Origin of the sequence: Sediminibacterium soli (assembly GCF_009939225.1) — a bacterium.
GTDB classification, from domain to species: domain Bacteria; phylum Bacteroidota; class Bacteroidia; order Chitinophagales; family Chitinophagaceae; genus Sediminibacterium; species Sediminibacterium soli.
The window spans coordinates 20,931-36,560 of record NZ_JAACJR010000006.1; the positions used below are offsets into that span (position 1 = coordinate 20,931).

Here is a 15,630-nt window from a genome sequence, read left to right on the forward strand (position 1 = left end):
GATATGAGAGTCTTATTTTTTATTGCTTTAGTATTTGCATGCAGTATTGTAAACGCGCAATCCGCCAACTTTGTTCAGGTTGAACAGAAGGTAAAGAACATAATCAGCAATGCACAATGGGATGAACTATTAGTGGTTGCACCGGAACTGGTTATCGAGGAACCATCAAAAGCTGACGGATATTATTATACTTCTTATGCATTTTATAAACTGAACAGCTTTGATAAAGCCGCGGAGTACCTCAAACTGGCTGAAAAATATGCAGATGAATCATGGAAAGAGAAGATCGGCCGTTTAAAGACAGATATCGAATCGGGAGCCAGAGTTGACCAGGCGGAGAAATCCATAGAGAAGAAAAAGGACGACAGCAGAAGTGCGCAGGATTATAAAAAACTGTGGGAAATGGATAAGTCAAATATTGAGCATGCACTTAATGCGGTGGAAAAATTCATCGAGAAGGAGGATTATCCTTCTGCACTTGAGATACTTAACGATCCTGCAATGCAGCAGGAGGCTGGCGCAAAAGCACTGGTAGGGAAGATCCAGAAAACACCTGCCATGATCAAACTGAATGGATATAATAAGGCCTTTAAAGAGGGTCAGGACCTTTATAACAGAGAGAACTATGCAGATGCTGTCACCAAATTCAACCAGGCTCTTTCATTCATGCCCGGCGACAGGGCTGCATCTGTAAACAAAAGCAAGGCAGTGCAGAGAAACGCCTGGAAGACAGCGCGCAGTACGCATACCATTGAATCCTATAAGACCTATCTGCGGCAGTATCCTTCCGATGAATATAGTACCGATGCGCATGATATTTTACAGCGGTCATATCTTTCGCTGGCAAGGGAAGGCGCTTCCAAAGGAAGTTTTGATGATGCTGAAAGATATTACAAACAATACCAGTCCGAATATCCTGCAGGTCCGCAGATCAAGGATGCCGACCGGGAACTCTTAGATCTCTATGTGAATGAAGCAAAAAAGCAGGAGCAACTCAAAGAAGCGTATAATATCAGCAGGGCGATCGATATGTACGCGCTTGCATCAAATCTAAATCCAGCCTCGGTAAGTAGTGAGCACGTAGAGAAATTAAAAAAGAAATACAAACGATGGAGCCGCCCGGACACCTATTTTTTTGGGTGGAGTGCGGATGAAAAAAATATGTTGGGCTTCATGAGTGGTGGATTGAAGAACAGGAAGCCGGGAATGTATTTTGCGGCTCGGACAAACGGGGATATTTCCAAAAGCAGTGATGTGAGCTGGAAAACGGATGACAAAAACAGTAACAGCGGGGCGCCGCTCCCTACCTGGAAATTCAATAATACTATAATCAATCCTGCGGTACATGTAACCATTGGGATCACCCAGAAGATAGCCTATCCGCTGTGGGCGTATGCGGGAGCGGGTGTAACCTATTATACGGATCTGCGTGAGTTTAAAAATTCCTCGAACGGAGCAACATCACTGGTAGAGAACCCGGATAGAAAATTCACCGCCCTGAATATTGAAGGAGGACTATTGTTGAAAGCCGGGTTTCTTATTCTTCGGTACGGCATCAATAAACCCATGAACGACAGGTTTCCCCAGGCGATTGTTCAGCATTTTGGAGTAGGTTTTGATTTTTAATGGTTGATCCTATTTCAGCAGATTCTTGATCTCATTCAATTTCATCAATGCCTCCACGGGAGTAAGACGGTTAATGTCCATATCACTGAGCATCTTTCGTATGTCGTCGAATGCCTCTGAGTGGGCATCGAATATGGAGAGCTGCATTTTGGGCGCGGGCATAGGGATGCGGTTGGTAAGCGATGCGCCCGTATCCACATGTTTTTCTTCCAGTTGCGAGAGAATCGCATTAGCCCGCTCTATCAGCGAGGGAGGCATGCCGGCCATCTTTGCCACATGTATACCGAAGCTATGCGTGCTGCCGCCTCTGGCCAGTTTACGCAGGAAAATGATGCGGTTGCCCACTTCCTTATTGGTAACATGGTAATTCTGCACACGCGGCAGCTTTTCTTCCAGTTCGTTCAGCTCGTGGTAATGCGTGGCGAACAGTGTTTTGGGTGCGGCAGGGGACGCGTGCAGGTGTTCCACGATACTCCAGGCAATCGAAATACCATCGTAAGTGGAAGTGCCTCTGCCGATCTCATCAAGTAAGATCAGACTGCGCGGTGAGATATTGTTGATGATGCTGGCGGTCTCGTTCATTTCCACCATGAACGTAGATTCTCCGCCGCTTAAATTATCGCTGGCACCCACACGGGTGAATATTTTATCGGTAAGCGGTACACGGGCCGCGGCTGCCGGCACAAAACTGCCCATATGCGCCATCAGCGTAATCAGCGCGGTCTGGCGCAGGATGGCGCTCTTACCGCTCATGTTCGGCCCGGTAAGGATGATGATCTGCCGCTCGGCGGGATTGAGCGTGATATCGTTCGAGATATACTGCTCTCCCGCGGGAAGGTTGCGTTCTATAACGGGGTGCCTGCTTTCTGTCAGCGCCAGTTCCTGCCCTTCGTGTATCTCCGGTTTCTTATACTGGTACTGTATCGCGTTCTCTGCAAAGCATGCCAGGCAGTCAAGGGTGGCCAGTATATTGCCGTTGACCTGCATCGGTGCGATATAATCCTGCAGGGCCAGCAGCAGCTGGTCATAGAGATCCAGTTCTATCGAGAGTATCTTTCCCTCGGCACCGGTGATTTTTTCTTCGTATTCTTTTAATTCTGGTGTGATGTATCGCTCCGCATTGGCCAGCGTTTGCTTGCGTATCCAGTCTGCAGGCACTTTGGATTTATGCGAATTGGTTACCTCAAGGTAGTAGCCGAATACATTGTTGAAGCTGATCTTCAGCGAAGAGATGCCTGTTTTTTCCGCCTCGCGCTGCTGTATGGCAACCAGGTACTCCCTGCCGCCGCTGGCGATATTGCGCAGCTCGTCCAGCTCTGCATGAATCCCTTCCCTGATCACACCGCCTTTGCCGGCCGCAACCGGCGGTGTTTCGCTGATCTCGTTCAGTATTTTTTCTACGATCAGGTGACACCCGTTCAGCGCATCGCCCAGTCTTTGCAGGTAAGCGTCGTTGGCTGTTCCGCAGATGTTTTTGATGAGTTCGGTCTGCTGCAATCCTTTTGCCAGGTGCAATACCTCACGGGGATTGATCTTTTTCAGGGGGATCTTACTCACCAGCCGTTCAATATCCCCGCATAGTTTGATCGCGTGCGACAATTGTTTGCGTGTTTCCGTACCGAGTATCAGCAACGACACCGCATCCAGCCGTTCATTGATGCGCTTGGCATCTTTCAGCGGAAACACCATCCAGCGTTTCAGCAGGCGCGCACCCATCGGGCTTACCGTATTGTCGATCACTTTGAGCAGGCTGTTACCGTTATCGATGCCTGTCTGCAGCAGTTCCAGGTTACGGATGGTAAACCTGTCCATCCACAAAAAATCATCGCGCTCCATTCTTTGTACGGATGTGATATGCTGCAGGTTGGGATGTTCGGTCTCTTTCAGGTAATACAGTATCGCACCCGCGGCGGTTACGCCGGCATGCATGCCTTCTATTCCATAACCTTTCAGCGAATGCGTCTGGAAATGCTTGAGCAGACTTTCGGTGGCAAATGCTTCGTCAAACAGCCACCCATCCATGGTATAGGTATAAAACCTGCTGCCGAACTGTTCTTTGAAATATTTCTGGTAACTGCGCTGAAAGATCACTTCGGCAGGCCTGAGGCTTTGCAGCAGCTTATCGATATACTCTTCGTTTCCTTCCGCGATAAAAAATTCACCGGTGGAAATATCGAGAAAGGCGATGCCATTGCCATTGTCGGTAAAATGGATGGCCGCAAGAAAATTGTTGCTGTTGTGCTCAAGTAATTTGTCGTTGGTGGCCACCCCCGGTGTTACCATTTCCGTAACCCCGCGTTTAACGATTCCTTTTACCTGTTTGGGATCTTCCAGCTGGTCGCAGATGGCCACGCGGTAACCGGCTTTCACCAGTTTGTGCAGGTAGGTATCCATGGCATGATGCGGAAACCCGGCCAACTCGCTCGATGAGGCAGCGCCGTTGTTGCGCCTGGTGAGCGTAATACCCAGCACTTTCGACGCAATGATGGCATCCTCACCGAATGTCTCGTAAAAATCGCCTACCCGAAAAAGAAGTATGGCATCAGGGTATTTCTGTTTGATGGCCCTGTGCTGCTGCATCAACGGTGTATCTGCGGAAGATTTTGCCATGGCAGCAAATATATTGTTTAGTCGGTAGTTTGGGGGAGGCGGTTGAGGGGTGTGTATAAAAGGCTTAGGGATTGGTGGATTAGCGGATATTGCCTCTGCGGTGAGTAGCATCCGGAAATCGGGTATCGTGTGATTCCGGATGCTATTCACCGCGGAGGCGTGGAGGAGCGGGGTTTCGCAGAGGGTTGGTGAGGGTACAGAAAAAAGGATCACAGCAACGGGTGCTGTGATCCTTTAAGAAATTCAGGGATGGCTGTTTAAAACAACAGACTGCAGACCAGACTATAAACTAAAACCGCGCACCCGCGCCCCTGGGTTGTGGCAGCGGTTTGCGGGGCAGTTTTTCCTCGCGCTGCGCGGCATTGTAGACAAATGCGGCAACAATGGTGGCAATCTGTTTCAGATCGTCTGCGCTGAGGTGATCGTATACATCCATATTGCTGTGGTGGGTACGGGTATCGTATTCCATCGGGTCCTGGATAAACTGGAAACCGGGCAGACCCAGTCCGTCAAAAGACTGGTGATCGGTACCGCCGGTATTGCTGATGGTAACGGTTCCCTCGGTGATGTCTTTGAAAGGCGCAAACCAGTCTTTGAAAATCTGGCCGCAGGCTTCATTACCCTGGAGATAAATACCGCGTATTTTTCCGGTGCCGTTGTCGATGTTAAAATACGAGGAGAATTTGGCATGCGCCGGTGTCAGCTGCATGGTGGCAGGATCGCCAAACGTCTTTTTCACATAACCTCTTGAACCCAGCAGGCCCTGTTCCTCGCCGCTCCAGAGACCGATGCGGATGGTTCTTCGGGGTTGTACGCCGATGGCTTTCAGGATACGCATGGCTTCCAGCATTACGGCAGAGCCAGCGGCATTATCCGTAGCGCCGGTACCTGTCTGCCAGGAATCGAGGTGCGCACCCAGCATCACCACTTCCTCTTTCAGCGAAGGGTCGGTGCCGGGTATTTCGGCAATCACATTATAACCCTGCAGGTCTTTTGCATGGAATCTGGTTTTTACATCCACATCCATTTTCACCGGTGTGCCCGATTTGGCCAGGCGAAGAATGGTGTTGTAGTCTTCCAGTCCCAATGCCAGGTCCAGGAAATTCTCCGGATCGGTTCCCTTGTACCCGCCGCCGCCCTGGGCAAAGATGGTGCCATCGTGGCTGCGTACGCCGCCGCTGCTGAGCAGGGCCACAGCGCCTTCTGTCCTGGCCATCTCTTTCAGGATGGCAAGCACCCTCTGCGCACCACCCGCGCTGCGCTGAAATTGCTCGCGCAGCCTGCGCATCGCGGCCGTATCGTTCGGGTTGGGAAACTGTCCCCTGTTGCCCTGTCCCTGCGCTTTGGCACCGGCCATTTCTTCCAGTTGTTTTTCGTCGTAACGTGTGGCATCCGCTTTAAAACCCAGTTTATACACGGTTGGCTGATCCAGTATAAGCACCCTGCCTTTTAACTGGCCGCGATAGGCTTCCAGCGCCGCGGTATCTTTTGCGGTGATCACCAGAACGTCTGCGCGCTGCAGTTTTTTGGTGCCGCCGGTCCAGGCTTTCGGATAGGCGAGGAGGGGTTTGTAATAAGGAGCGGTGATCGCCACATAACTTTTTTCCAGTTCCCAGCCCTTGCCGAATTCGCCCCAGGGATCGATGGTTGCCTGCTGTACGCCCCAGCCTGTCAATGCTTCTTTCGCATAGCTGGCTGCGCGCATATAACCGGGTGAATTGGTAAGACGGTTGCCGCTTTTATCGGTAAGGTTCCAGACGATATCCATTACTTTCGAATGATTGCTGTCGAGGCCTTCGGTGCGGATCTTCTGCATTACCGAGGCGTCGATTTTTTCTTGTGCGGATGCGGCAAACGGAAGCGACAGCGCCAGCAAAGCCGCAAGGGGCATGTGTTTTCTCATGGTTTGTTTCAGTTATGAAGCGTGGAAAATACTGAATAAGCAGGATTTCGCACAGGGGATTTTATGAGTGGATGAGTTTACCTTTGCGTCATGCGAAAACTGAGCATGGAGGAACTGGGCAGGCTCTCGGCCGAAGATTTTAAGCATGCCCCGAAAACGCCCGTGATGATCGTACTGGATAATATCCGCAGTATGCACAATGTGGGCAGCGTTTTTCGTACGGCCGATGCATTCCTGGCCTCGGGCATCTGCCTCTGCGGTTATACGCCGCAGCCTCCGCACCGTGATATTCATAAAACCGCGCTGGGCGCCACCGAAACTGTGGACTGGCTTTATTTCCCCACAACACTCGATGCTGCCAGGGCGCTCAGGGAAAAAGGCTATACCTTGTATGCAGTGGAACAGGCACAGGGCAGCATACCGCTTGAGCAATTTGTACCAGGCGCCGGCGATAAGATTGCGGTGATTTTCGGCAATGAAGTGGGCGGGGTGGATGCCGGGGTACTGCAGTTCTGTGATGGCTGTATTGAAATACCGCAGCTGGGTACCAAGCACTCACTGAATATTTCAGTTGCCGCAGGTATTGTATTGTGGAAACTGGCGGAACCTATTTTTTTGAACAGAGAAAAGACCACCGAATAACTATGGCCCTTGTCAAAAACTACCTGAGTCTTGTTAAGTTCTCGCATACCATTTTTGCGCTGCCCTTTGCCATGATCGGTTTTGTATTGGGTGTATCACGCGAAGGATACCGGAGCGAAGGTACCGGCGCCATTGCCATCAAACTGCTGCTGGTACTGGTGTGCATGGTGACTGCCCGCAGCGCGGCGATGGCATTTAACCGGTACCTCGACAGGCATTTCGATGCCAGGAACCCACGCACGGCCGTTAGGGAGATACCGGCGGGTATTATTTCCGCCAACAGCGCGCTGGCGTTCACGATCGGCTGCTGCGTATTGTTCTGGATAGCCTGTTACCTGATCAATCCCATCTGTTTTTACCTTGCCCCGGTGGCCCTGTTCGTGATCCTTTTTTACAGTTATACCAAGCGATTTACGCCCTTATGCCACCTGGTACTGGGACTCGGTCTCTCGCTGGCGCCGATAGGCGCCTATCTTGCGGTAACGGGGGTATTCGACTGGCTGCCGCTGCTGTTCTCTTTGGCGGTGATCTTCTGGGTGAGCGGTTTTGATATCATCTATGCGCTGCAGGATATTGATTTCGACAGATCGCAGCAACTGTATTCGATACCCGGTTCACTGGGAAAACGCAATGCACTGCGTGTATCGGAACTGTTGCACCTGCTGAGTGCGGCCTGTGTGATTGCCGCGGGTGTATACGGCGGGTTTCACTGGTTGTACTGGACAGGTATTGCGGTGTTTATCGGTATGCTGGTTTACCAGCACTCGATCGTGCGTCCGGACGATCTCAGCAAGGTCAACATCGCCTTCATGACGGCAAACGGAATTGCCAGCGTTGTATTCGGTGTGCTGGTGATAGGAGACCTGGCGCTGCGGCATCTTTAGACCGGCATATGTTTCCGATTTCTCTTTTGCATAAACAGCAGGTAAAGCTTTATAAAAAAACAATGGCAAGAATACTGTGCATCGATTACGGCGGCAAACGAACGGGGATTGCGGTAACGGATCCCCTGCAGATCATTGCGAGTGCACTTACCACCATCCACACAAAAGACCTGTTCCCGTTTTTAAAACAGTATTGCCAGCAGGAACCGGTTGAACGTATACTGATCGGCTATCCCCGTAACCTCGACGACAGCGACACGCATGCCACACCGCTTGTCAAAGGGGCTATTACCAGGCTGAAAAAAGAATTTCCCGCGATCCCCATCCAGACCGTAGACGAACGCTACACCTCTAAAATGGCTTCCCGCGCCATGGTTGACATGGGTATGAAGAAAAAAGACCGCCGCAAAAAAGAAAACATAGACCAGATTGCAGCCACGATCATGCTGCAGGAGTATTTGGAGAGAGGAGGGGGGGAGTGAATGGGCGATTGGTGATTGCCGATTGCCGATTGGCGTATGTACGAATGATTGGCCATTTCATTATTCGCGATGCATACTCCATTTCCCTGGTGTTAAAATCATCGCTGGTACCGATTTCTCGGTTATTTTTGTCGTTCGGATCAAATCAAGAAAGAATGACCTATCCCGTGGTGGCGTATGGAGCGCCTGTTTTGAGAAAGATAAGCCAGGATATCACACCCGATTATCCCGGGCTGAAGACCCTGATCGATGATATGTGGGAAACGATGTATGCCAGTTATGGCGTGGGTCTTGCCGCTCCGCAGATCAACAAGGATATCCGTTTGTTCGTGATCGACAGCCAGCAGGTATTCGAGAACCTCGAGGAAGGGGAGAAAGGCATCTATCCCGATGCGCCGGGCGTTAAAAAAGTATTTATCAACGCCTATATCGAATCGCTGGAAGGAGAGGAATGGGCTTATAACGAGGGTTGCCTGAGCATTCCCAAGATCAGGGAAGATGTGTACAGACCCGCTTCTGCTACCATCAGCTATGTGGATGAACATTTTCAGCCGCATACCGATACGTTTACAGGCATCACGGCCAGGATCATACAGCACGAATACGATCATATCGAAGGCAAACTGTTCATCGATTACCTGAAACCGCTCCGCCGCAAAATGCTGCAGGGTAAGCTGAATGATATCAGCAAGGGAAAAGTGAAAGTGGATTATAAAATGGTATTTCCCAGGTAATGCGGCGCTGGCTTTTTATCATATCCTTTTTTAGCATGGTGGCCGTAAGGGCACAGGATACTTCCGTGCTGGTGGATGAGCAGCGGTTCACACTTTCGGAAGTGGTGGTAAGAAACCATTTTGATTACCGCACCCTGCTGACACAGATCAAGGAAGACACCACTTTTTACAAAGCTTTCCGCAACCTGCGGATACTGGGTTTTACCTCCTTTAACGATATCAGGATGCTGGATAAGAACGGCGGCACCAAAGCATCGCTGTTCAGCAAAACCAGACAGAACCGGGCCAACGGCTGCCGTACCATGGATGTGCTGGAAGAAAAAACGACAGGCGATTTTTACGATAAGCGGCAGGACTATCATTACCTCACTCCCGAATTGTATGCAGGTCTTTTTTTTACAAAAGGCACCGTCTGCGGCGAGAACAATATCGTAAAGGGTCATACCATGAGTCTTGCCAGCAAGAAGGGCATGGACAAACACCGGGAACAACTGAAGATGCTGTTCTTCAACCCCGGTAAAAAAATTCCGGGTATTCCTTTTATCGGCGATAAGCTTGATCTGTACGATGAGTCTGCGCACAGGTTGTACGATTACCGCCTGGATGTACAGGATTTTCAGGGCAATCCCGCCTATGTGTTTTCGATCACACCCAAAGAAGACAAGGTAAAAAGCGACCGTATCGTGGTTGACCAGATGATCACCTGGTTCGATATCAAAACACTGGAAGTGTTATCGCGCACCTATGCCCTCAGCTATAAAGCCGGTGTATACGATTTTGATGTGAGCATGGAAGTGGAAATGACAAAATTTGCAGGTCTTACCGTTCCAAAGATACTGCGCTACAAAGGCAACTGGGATGTGATCTTCAAAAAACGCGAACGCGCCGTATTCACGGCCACCCTGTTCGATTTTAAAAAAGAATAGAAGCTTAGGGGTTGGTTTGTTGTTTGCCAAAACGGGGGAAGCCAGTCATTCAGCCGGCAGGCCATACACCCTACAGTCCGTCAAGGAATGCTAAGATATCTTTTATGGATTTTTTCTCGGGGGTGACGAAATAGTTGGTGTTGGTACCTACATCGTTTACGTCTTTTACACCGAGATAGGTATCACCGCCGATCCGGGAGATGGTGATGACCTTCAGTTTTGTACCGCGGGGAATATTGGATGCCGCAAAAGTACGCGAACTGTATTCCGCTTTCAGGTTGACGATCGTTTTCTGGTTGGCGAATACCGCAAAGGCAGCGGTGTTCTTATTGGTGTAATTCGGCGGCAGCAACGCAAATATCCTGGTCTTGGGTGCAGTGCTGTCGATATATCTTTCCGCGCCTGTCCAGCGCAGGTTTTTTACCGGCATTTCATATCCGCGGATAACGGTGCCGGTGGTGGCAGCGGTTCGCTGAAAGACGGGTATCCAGCTGGTATCGGAATCGCGCTGCCAGCTAAAGGCGGTATCGATGCCGGAAGCGGGTATGGGATTTCCCTCGCGGCCGTTGAACACCTGCATATTGGGCCTGGGTTCGGTGTTGTCGCTGAAATTGATTTTCAGCGAAGCGCCCTGCGCCAGCGATAACTCCCTTCCTTCCCTGGTTACGCGAACAAAAAATGCACCGGCTGCTTCCAGCAGGTAGCCGTTGCTGGTGGTGGCTTTGAATGCTTTGATATAATCCCCCTTGGTACGCAGCCTGAATATTTCCAGCCTAAGCAGACCGGAAGTGGCGGGGGCTCCGCCTGTTTCGGTACATACCCCTGATTTGAAGAATACCGACAGACTGTCGCCATACACCATGGTGGTGTCTTTTGACGCATCCAGCGAATCGATGATGATGTTGGGTTTGAGCAACTGGATCAATGCGTGCACGGATGCGGAGGCAGACAGCGTCTGCGTCCAGGCAGTGTCGTTCAGCGGATGGTTGGTATAAACGTTGAAGTTGTTGTTTTCAGAAAGTTCTTTCTGGCAAGCGGTCAAAAACAAAGCGACCATGCTACACAATATCAGTCCTGCTTTTTTCATAATAATCTCAGTGGTGAATTTGATGGTTAGATACAACCGCTGTTTTCATCGCTGCCTACTGTCTGTTTAAATTTAACCTGATGCCGAGCGAAATGCCGCCTATGCTGAATTTCTGGTTATAGGCCGCACCGGGTGTGGTCATATTCGAGAGATTGTACCTGAAATAAGGCTCGGCAAACACGTGCAGGTCATCGCTCAGTTTTTTTACCAGGCTCACACTGCCGTACAGGCCCAGACCGATATTGCTCTTGTATACCGTATTGCTGTTTTTCTGGATAGGCACCGTAGCCAGTGAACTGTCGAGCATCACGCCCTGGTACCAGGAGGAAAGGTTTAGGATCACACCTGCATTGACACCGATCCTGAGATCGTCGTTGCCAAACTGGTAGCCCACGGTAACAGGAAGATCCAGCGTTCGGAAACGGTTGATCACCGTATTGTTCTTGAATCCTATCTGCTGCATACTGCTGGTATCCCTTACCACCACGGTATCGCCCGGCGAGCGGATGATGGTGCGTGTGGTCACGACCGTTATATTCTTGATCTCGTTCTCTGTGCGGTACACATATTTCTGGTTGATCTGGGAATATTGCAGTCCCGCTTTAACCAGTATATTGTCGTTGATCGGTTTCACGATACGGATGCCCGCCGAAAATCCGGGACGCATACTCTCGCTGCTGTCTTTTCTTGAAACATACTGCCGTGTTGCGCTGTTGTTGCTGAACGAGCGCAGGGCGATATCGGGAGACCCATAGGCTTCGAGGTACCAGTCGGTATTGCCGGTACGGCCTGTGGGACAAATGATGATGCTTTTGAACAGACTGGCATGGTTGCCGATGCTCAGTTTTTTGTCGTGCAGGTCAGCAAGCTGTCTGTTCACAGACGGAGAAATGGTTGCCGCCTTGCTCCACTGCAGCGCCTGGTACGGCTCGGGGAAACCCAGTGGAAGTCCGTTATCCGATGATGTGGCCGCGGTGCGGTCCGGGTTATCCGTCAATCCGCCCGCCATGCCCCTGGGATCGGTTGCAGGCCTGCCGGGCTGAGGGATAGCGGTAAGACCTTTGTTATTCGTAACTGAACCGTTAATGCCTGTTTCGGTAAACGCAGCGTTGTTTCTGCGGTTCCGGGTACCGGCATGGGTGGGGTTGTTATCGGTGATGCGGCCGGTATTTGCAGCGGGGTTGGCAGCGGCAGGGTGGTTGTCGCCTGTTATACCAACGGTGTTGTTATCGGGAATGGTTCCGTTCGTATTTTCCTGTTTGGGCGTGTTGCCCAAAACCCCGGCTGCTGCCGGCTGATTTGCCGTGCTGTCATTACCCGTACCGCCGGCGGGGTTGTCTTTCTGCGTGGTTTTATACCAGTAGTAACTGCCTGCCGCGAGCCCGGCGATCAGCAAAAAGATCGCGGCGATCCTGGCGGCATTGCGGAACCAGATCAGCCCGCCCTTATCGTCGTCTTCTTCGGGCATGATCTTCTCCCAGAGACCCGGGGGAACGGGTGCCGTGGCGTTGGCGAGTGAATCCCTTACAAAACCGTCGAACTGTCCTTCGCGTACCTTTTCCCATAAGCCGCCGGGTACGGTGGCTTCGGCTCCCGCAAGCGTGCTGCCTACAAAGCCGTCAAACTGTGCATCGGTGATCTTGTCCCACAGACCCGGAGAAACCGGCGCGTTGGCATCCTTCAGTTTATCGCCGATAAACTGGTCGAAGCGGCCATCGGTGATCCTGTCCCAAAGATTATCCGGCACGGGAACCTCATGGTCTCCGAGCCTGCCTTTGGCGAAATCATCAAATTGGCTATCGATCATTCTATACAGCAATTTTTTGCAATTGTAAGATTTGGTGTTGCAGCATCTTCCGCGCCTTTACCAACTGGCTGCGGCTGGTGCCGGGTTGAATGTTCAGCATTTCGGCAATCTCTTCATGACTGTATCCCTCTACCACATTCAGGTTAAAAACCATCCGGTATCCTTCCGGCAGCTGGCTGATCAGTTTCATCAGATCGCCTTCTCCCAGTTGGGCATAGGCCTGCGGGCCTATCTGCGGGGTGTCCTGGCTGTTCTCGTCCACATCTTTGAAATGGAGCTTCTTTTTTTCCAGGTGGCGAATGGCGGTGTTGACCACGATACGCCTGATCCATCCTTCAAAAGCGCCCTCAAATTTGAACTGGCCGATATACTGGTATACTTTCACAAACGCATCCTGCAGCATATCTTCCGCTTCCATGGAATCCTGGGCATAACGCAGACATACGGCCATCATCTTACCGGCATACCGGTCAAACAGCATGCGCTGACAGCGGCCATCCTGATCGATACAGCCCCTAATCAATTGATACTCTTCAGTCAATGCGTAATTGGTAGTTTGGGTCGGTTAATAGATACTGGGGCAAGTTAATATGCTGCCCGGGAAGTCAAAAATCAAAAATCAAAAGTCAGAAAATAAGGCATCCTTTCTCCCCAATCACTCCGAATAAACGAATCTGTTAAGTTGTAACATATTGATTATTAATTTTTTGAATTCTGAGCTCCGCTTTCTGTCTACGCTTTCAAAAACGCGTCGTGAATATGGTCCACCACTTTCACCAGGCTGCCGGTTTGCTGGTATACGGCCAGCTGCCTGTCGGCGCCGGTTCCGGTTTCGAATACTTTTTCCACCTGCTGAATAAATGGCCGGCTGCCGAGATCGTCCACCACATCGTCTACAAAATCCAGCAGTTCGTAAATAAGCGAGCGGGTGTTTACCTCGGTTTCCTTGCCAAAATCGATCAGGGTTCCGTCGATGCCGTACCGGCTGGCCCGCCATTTGTTTTCGTTGATCAGCGAGCGCTGGTAGATCATGAAGTTCATATTCTCCTTGCGCAGCTTGTAGATCTTGGCGCTGATGGCCTGGAACAGGGCCGCGATCATCATCGTTTCGTTGATGGTCATCGGCACATCGCAGATACGGTATTCCACGGTATTGAAAAAAGGGTGTACACGCAGGTCCCACCATATTTTCTTGGCGTTATCGATGCATTTGGTCTTGATCAGCAGGTTGACATAGTTTTCATAAGCCTCGATGCTTTCGAAGAAATCGGGGATACCCGTTCGCGGAAATTTGTCAAACACTTTTGTCCGGAAGGATTTGTACCCTGTCTGCCGGCCCTCCCAGAAAGGCGAGTTGGTGCTGAGGGCATACACATGCGGAAGAAAATACCGGGCCGTATTGGCAATATGGATCGCCATGCGGCGGTCTTCCATGCCCACATGCACATGCAGACCGAAGATCAGGTTGCTGCGGGCGGCTTCCTGCAATTCGTTGACGATCTCATTGTAACGCACATGATCCGTGATCAGCTGGTTTTCCCAGTGGCTGAAGGGGTGGGTGCCCGAGGCGCCGATCCACAGACCCAGGTCGCCGGCTATCTGTGCAATATTGCCGCGCAGCGATGCCACATCTTTAAACGCATCATCCACATTGCAGCAGATATCGGTGCCCACTTCCACCACGGCCTGGTGCATTTCGGCCTTTACCTTATCCTTGAGTATTTTCTGCCCCTCGTGCACGATACGCTGCTCATGGCTTTTCAACTCCCGGCTTACGGGGTCGATGACCATGTATTCCTCTTCCACACCTAAAGTAAAATGTTTGTAATCTGTCATAAGAGCCGCTTGGTTTGGCGATGGGTGTCAGGGGTACAGGGTTTTGCCGCCACTGCTTCTTTTTACATATTCGCCCCAGGTAAGGTTATCCGCGCCCGGTTTGAGGGACTGCGCTTTCTCGATCGCAAAACTGGCGGCGGTTTCCACCACCCATTCAAAATTCTCCGGCCCCACGCTTTTCAGATCCGCGTCGGGTGCGGGGTTGCAGAAATCGATGGCATAGGGAACGCCATCGCGGAGCGCCAGCTCCACCGTATTGAAATCATAGCCCAGGAAACGGTTGATCCGGAGCACGATGTCTTCCATCTGTTTCAATCTTTCGGCCGAAGGTTTGAAATCGGCCACATAACGCAGGTGATGCGGGTTGCGCGGTTCGTAAGACATGATCCGCACATGTTTTCCGCCGATGCAGTAACAGCGGTAGTATTCTTCAAAAATGATCTCTTCCTGCAGCAGCATCACCAGCTGTTCGGTTTCGGCATGCTTCTCAAAGAAATCGTTCATATCCGTAAGCTTGTATACATTCTTCCATCCGCCGCCCGCAAAAGGTTTCATATAGGCCGGAAAACCCACGTAGTCGAATATCCCTTCCCAGTCGAGCGGGTAGGCCAGGTTGCTGAACGACTGGTCCGAGGTATCCGGCGGCAGATCGCGAGAGGGCAGGATCACGGTTTTGGGTACGGGTACGCCGATCTTTGTAGCGAGACAGTTATTGAAGAATTTTTCATCGGCGCTCCACCAGAACGGGTTATTGATCACGGCGGTGCCGCAAAGCGCCGCATTCTTCAGGTAGGCCCGGTAAAAAGGAACATCCTGGCTGATGCGGTCCACGATCACATCGTAACCGCTGGGCTCACCCTGCATCACCTTATCAATACGCACCGGCTCTGCTGAAATACCGGAAATATTCTTACTGTTGATCCTTTCTACAAAAGCTGTCGGAAAACTCCGTTCCTGCCCAAACAGGATACCGATCTTTTTCATATGAGATGATTTGGTGAAATGATGAACGACGTGATATGGCTTCAATTTAAGCAAATGACAGAAAAAACACAAAAAAACGTCCCCACCAGAACACGCCCCGCAAAAACAC

General features: G+C 50.9%; 13 protein-coding genes. 6 read left to right on the forward strand and 7 right to left on the reverse strand.

Going from position 1 to position 15,630, the window contains the following annotated elements:
• The first annotated feature begins 3 nt into the window (after positions 1-3).
• Positions 4-1,626 carry a tetratricopeptide repeat protein gene (locus tag GWC94_RS04040; RefSeq protein WP_161833746.1) on the forward strand — a complete coding sequence of 541 codons (1,623 nt, stop codon included), beginning with the start codon at positions 4-6 and terminating at the stop codon, positions 1,624-1,626.
• Between the two features lie 9 nt (positions 1,627-1,635).
• On the opposite strand, the gene mutS is transcribed toward GWC94_RS04040, so the two are convergent.
• Both mutS and GWC94_RS04050 read right to left on the reverse strand, forming a co-directional pair.
• On the reverse strand, positions 1,636-4,236 hold the full coding sequence (gene mutS, locus GWC94_RS04045) for a DNA mismatch repair protein MutS (RefSeq protein ID WP_161833747.1): 2,601 nt from the start codon (positions 4,234-4,236) through the stop codon (positions 1,636-1,638).
• Positions 4,237-4,525: 289 nt separating this feature from the next.
• Complete coding sequence (locus tag GWC94_RS04050; protein ID WP_161833748.1) at positions 4,526-6,139, reverse strand: M28 family metallopeptidase; 1,614 nt, start codon at positions 6,137-6,139, stop codon at positions 4,526-4,528.
• 90 nt (positions 6,140-6,229) lie between these two features.
• On the opposite strand from GWC94_RS04050, the gene GWC94_RS04055 reads away from it, so the two are divergent.
• From GWC94_RS04055 to GWC94_RS04075, 5 genes are all read left to right on the forward strand, one after another.
• Positions 6,230-6,781 carry an RNA methyltransferase gene (locus GWC94_RS04055; protein ID WP_161833749.1) on the forward strand — a complete coding sequence of 184 codons (552 nt, stop codon included), beginning with the start codon at positions 6,230-6,232 and terminating at the stop codon, positions 6,779-6,781.
• Positions 6,782-6,783: 2 nt separating this feature from the next.
• Entirely contained in the window at positions 6,784-7,665 is an 882-nt protein-coding gene (locus GWC94_RS04060) for a UbiA-like polyprenyltransferase (protein WP_161833750.1), read from the forward strand.
• Positions 7,666-7,727: 62 nt separating this feature from the next.
• Positions 7,728-8,147 carry a Holliday junction resolvase RuvX gene (gene ruvX, locus GWC94_RS04065; RefSeq protein ID WP_161833751.1) on the forward strand — a complete coding sequence of 140 codons (420 nt, stop codon included), beginning with the start codon at positions 7,728-7,730 and terminating at the stop codon, positions 8,145-8,147.
• A 155-nt stretch (positions 8,148-8,302) separates the two neighbouring features.
• A complete protein-coding gene (gene def, locus GWC94_RS04070) occupies positions 8,303-8,881 on the forward strand; it encodes a peptide deformylase (protein WP_161833752.1) in 579 nt (192 codons plus the stop codon).
• Positions 8,882-8,916: 35 nt separating this feature from the next.
• Complete coding sequence (locus GWC94_RS04075) at positions 8,917-9,807, forward strand: hypothetical protein (RefSeq protein WP_235918454.1); 891 nt, start codon at positions 8,917-8,919, stop codon at positions 9,805-9,807.
• Positions 9,808-9,877: 70 nt separating this feature from the next.
• Here the strand turns inward: GWC94_RS04075 and GWC94_RS04080 are convergent, their stop codons facing one another.
• The 5 genes from GWC94_RS04080 to GWC94_RS04100 all read right to left on the reverse strand — a co-directional run bounded on the left by GWC94_RS04080 (position 9,878) and on the right by GWC94_RS04100 (position 15,521).
• Positions 9,878-10,894, reverse strand: a complete 1,017-nt coding sequence (locus GWC94_RS04080) for a hypothetical protein (RefSeq protein WP_161833754.1) — start codon at positions 10,892-10,894, stop codon at positions 9,878-9,880.
• 55 nt (positions 10,895-10,949) lie between these two features.
• On the reverse strand, positions 10,950-12,701 hold the full coding sequence (locus GWC94_RS04085) for a hypothetical protein (RefSeq protein WP_161833755.1): 1,752 nt from the start codon (positions 12,699-12,701) through the stop codon (positions 10,950-10,952).
• Between the two features lies 1 nt (position 12,702).
• Positions 12,703-13,242 (reverse strand): RNA polymerase sigma factor, encoded by a 540-nt coding sequence (locus GWC94_RS04090; protein ID WP_161833756.1) that lies wholly within the window; start codon positions 13,240-13,242, stop codon positions 12,703-12,705.
• Positions 13,243-13,433: 191 nt separating this feature from the next.
• On the reverse strand, positions 13,434-14,537 hold the full coding sequence (locus tag GWC94_RS04095) for a carboxylate-amine ligase (RefSeq protein ID WP_161833757.1): 1,104 nt from the start codon (positions 14,535-14,537) through the stop codon (positions 13,434-13,436).
• 27 nt (positions 14,538-14,564) lie between these two features.
• Positions 14,565-15,521: an ATP-grasp domain-containing protein gene (locus GWC94_RS04100; protein WP_161833758.1), complete on the reverse strand. Its 957-nt coding sequence runs from the start codon at positions 15,519-15,521 to the stop codon at positions 14,565-14,567.
• Positions 15,522-15,630 lie beyond the last annotated feature (109 nt).

Excerpts from the sequence above, each read along its gene's own strand:
- def (WP_161833752.1), top strand. The coding sequence starts at position 8,303 with ATGACCTATCCCGTGGTGGCGTATGGAGCGCCTGTTTTGAGAAAGATA.
- GWC94_RS04095 (WP_161833757.1), bottom strand. The coding sequence starts at position 14,537 with ATGACAGATTACAAACATTTTACTTTAGGTGTGGAAGAGGAATACATG.
- GWC94_RS04055 (WP_161833749.1), top strand. The coding sequence starts at position 6,230 with ATGCGAAAACTGAGCATGGAGGAACTGGGCAGGCTCTCGGCCGAAGAT.
- GWC94_RS04075 (WP_235918454.1), top strand. The coding sequence starts at position 8,917 with ATGGTGGCCGTAAGGGCACAGGATACTTCCGTGCTGGTGGATGAGCAG.
- GWC94_RS04040 (WP_161833746.1), top strand. The coding sequence starts at position 4 with ATGAGAGTCTTATTTTTTATTGCTTTAGTATTTGCATGCAGTATTGTA.
- GWC94_RS04060 (WP_161833750.1), top strand. The coding sequence starts at position 6,784 with ATGGCCCTTGTCAAAAACTACCTGAGTCTTGTTAAGTTCTCGCATACC.
- GWC94_RS04100 (WP_161833758.1), bottom strand. The coding sequence starts at position 15,521 with ATGAAAAAGATCGGTATCCTGTTTGGGCAGGAACGGAGTTTTCCGACA.
- ruvX (WP_161833751.1), top strand. The coding sequence starts at position 7,728 with ATGGCAAGAATACTGTGCATCGATTACGGCGGCAAACGAACGGGGATT.
- mutS (WP_161833747.1), bottom strand. The coding sequence starts at position 4,236 with ATGGCAAAATCTTCCGCAGATACACCGTTGATGCAGCAGCACAGGGCC.
- GWC94_RS04080 (WP_161833754.1), bottom strand. The coding sequence starts at position 10,894 with ATGAAAAAAGCAGGACTGATATTGTGTAGCATGGTCGCTTTGTTTTTG.
- GWC94_RS04085 (WP_161833755.1), bottom strand. The coding sequence starts at position 12,701 with ATGATCGATAGCCAATTTGATGATTTCGCCAAAGGCAGGCTCGGAGAC.
- GWC94_RS04050 (WP_161833748.1), bottom strand. The coding sequence starts at position 6,139 with ATGAGAAAACACATGCCCCTTGCGGCTTTGCTGGCGCTGTCGCTTCCG.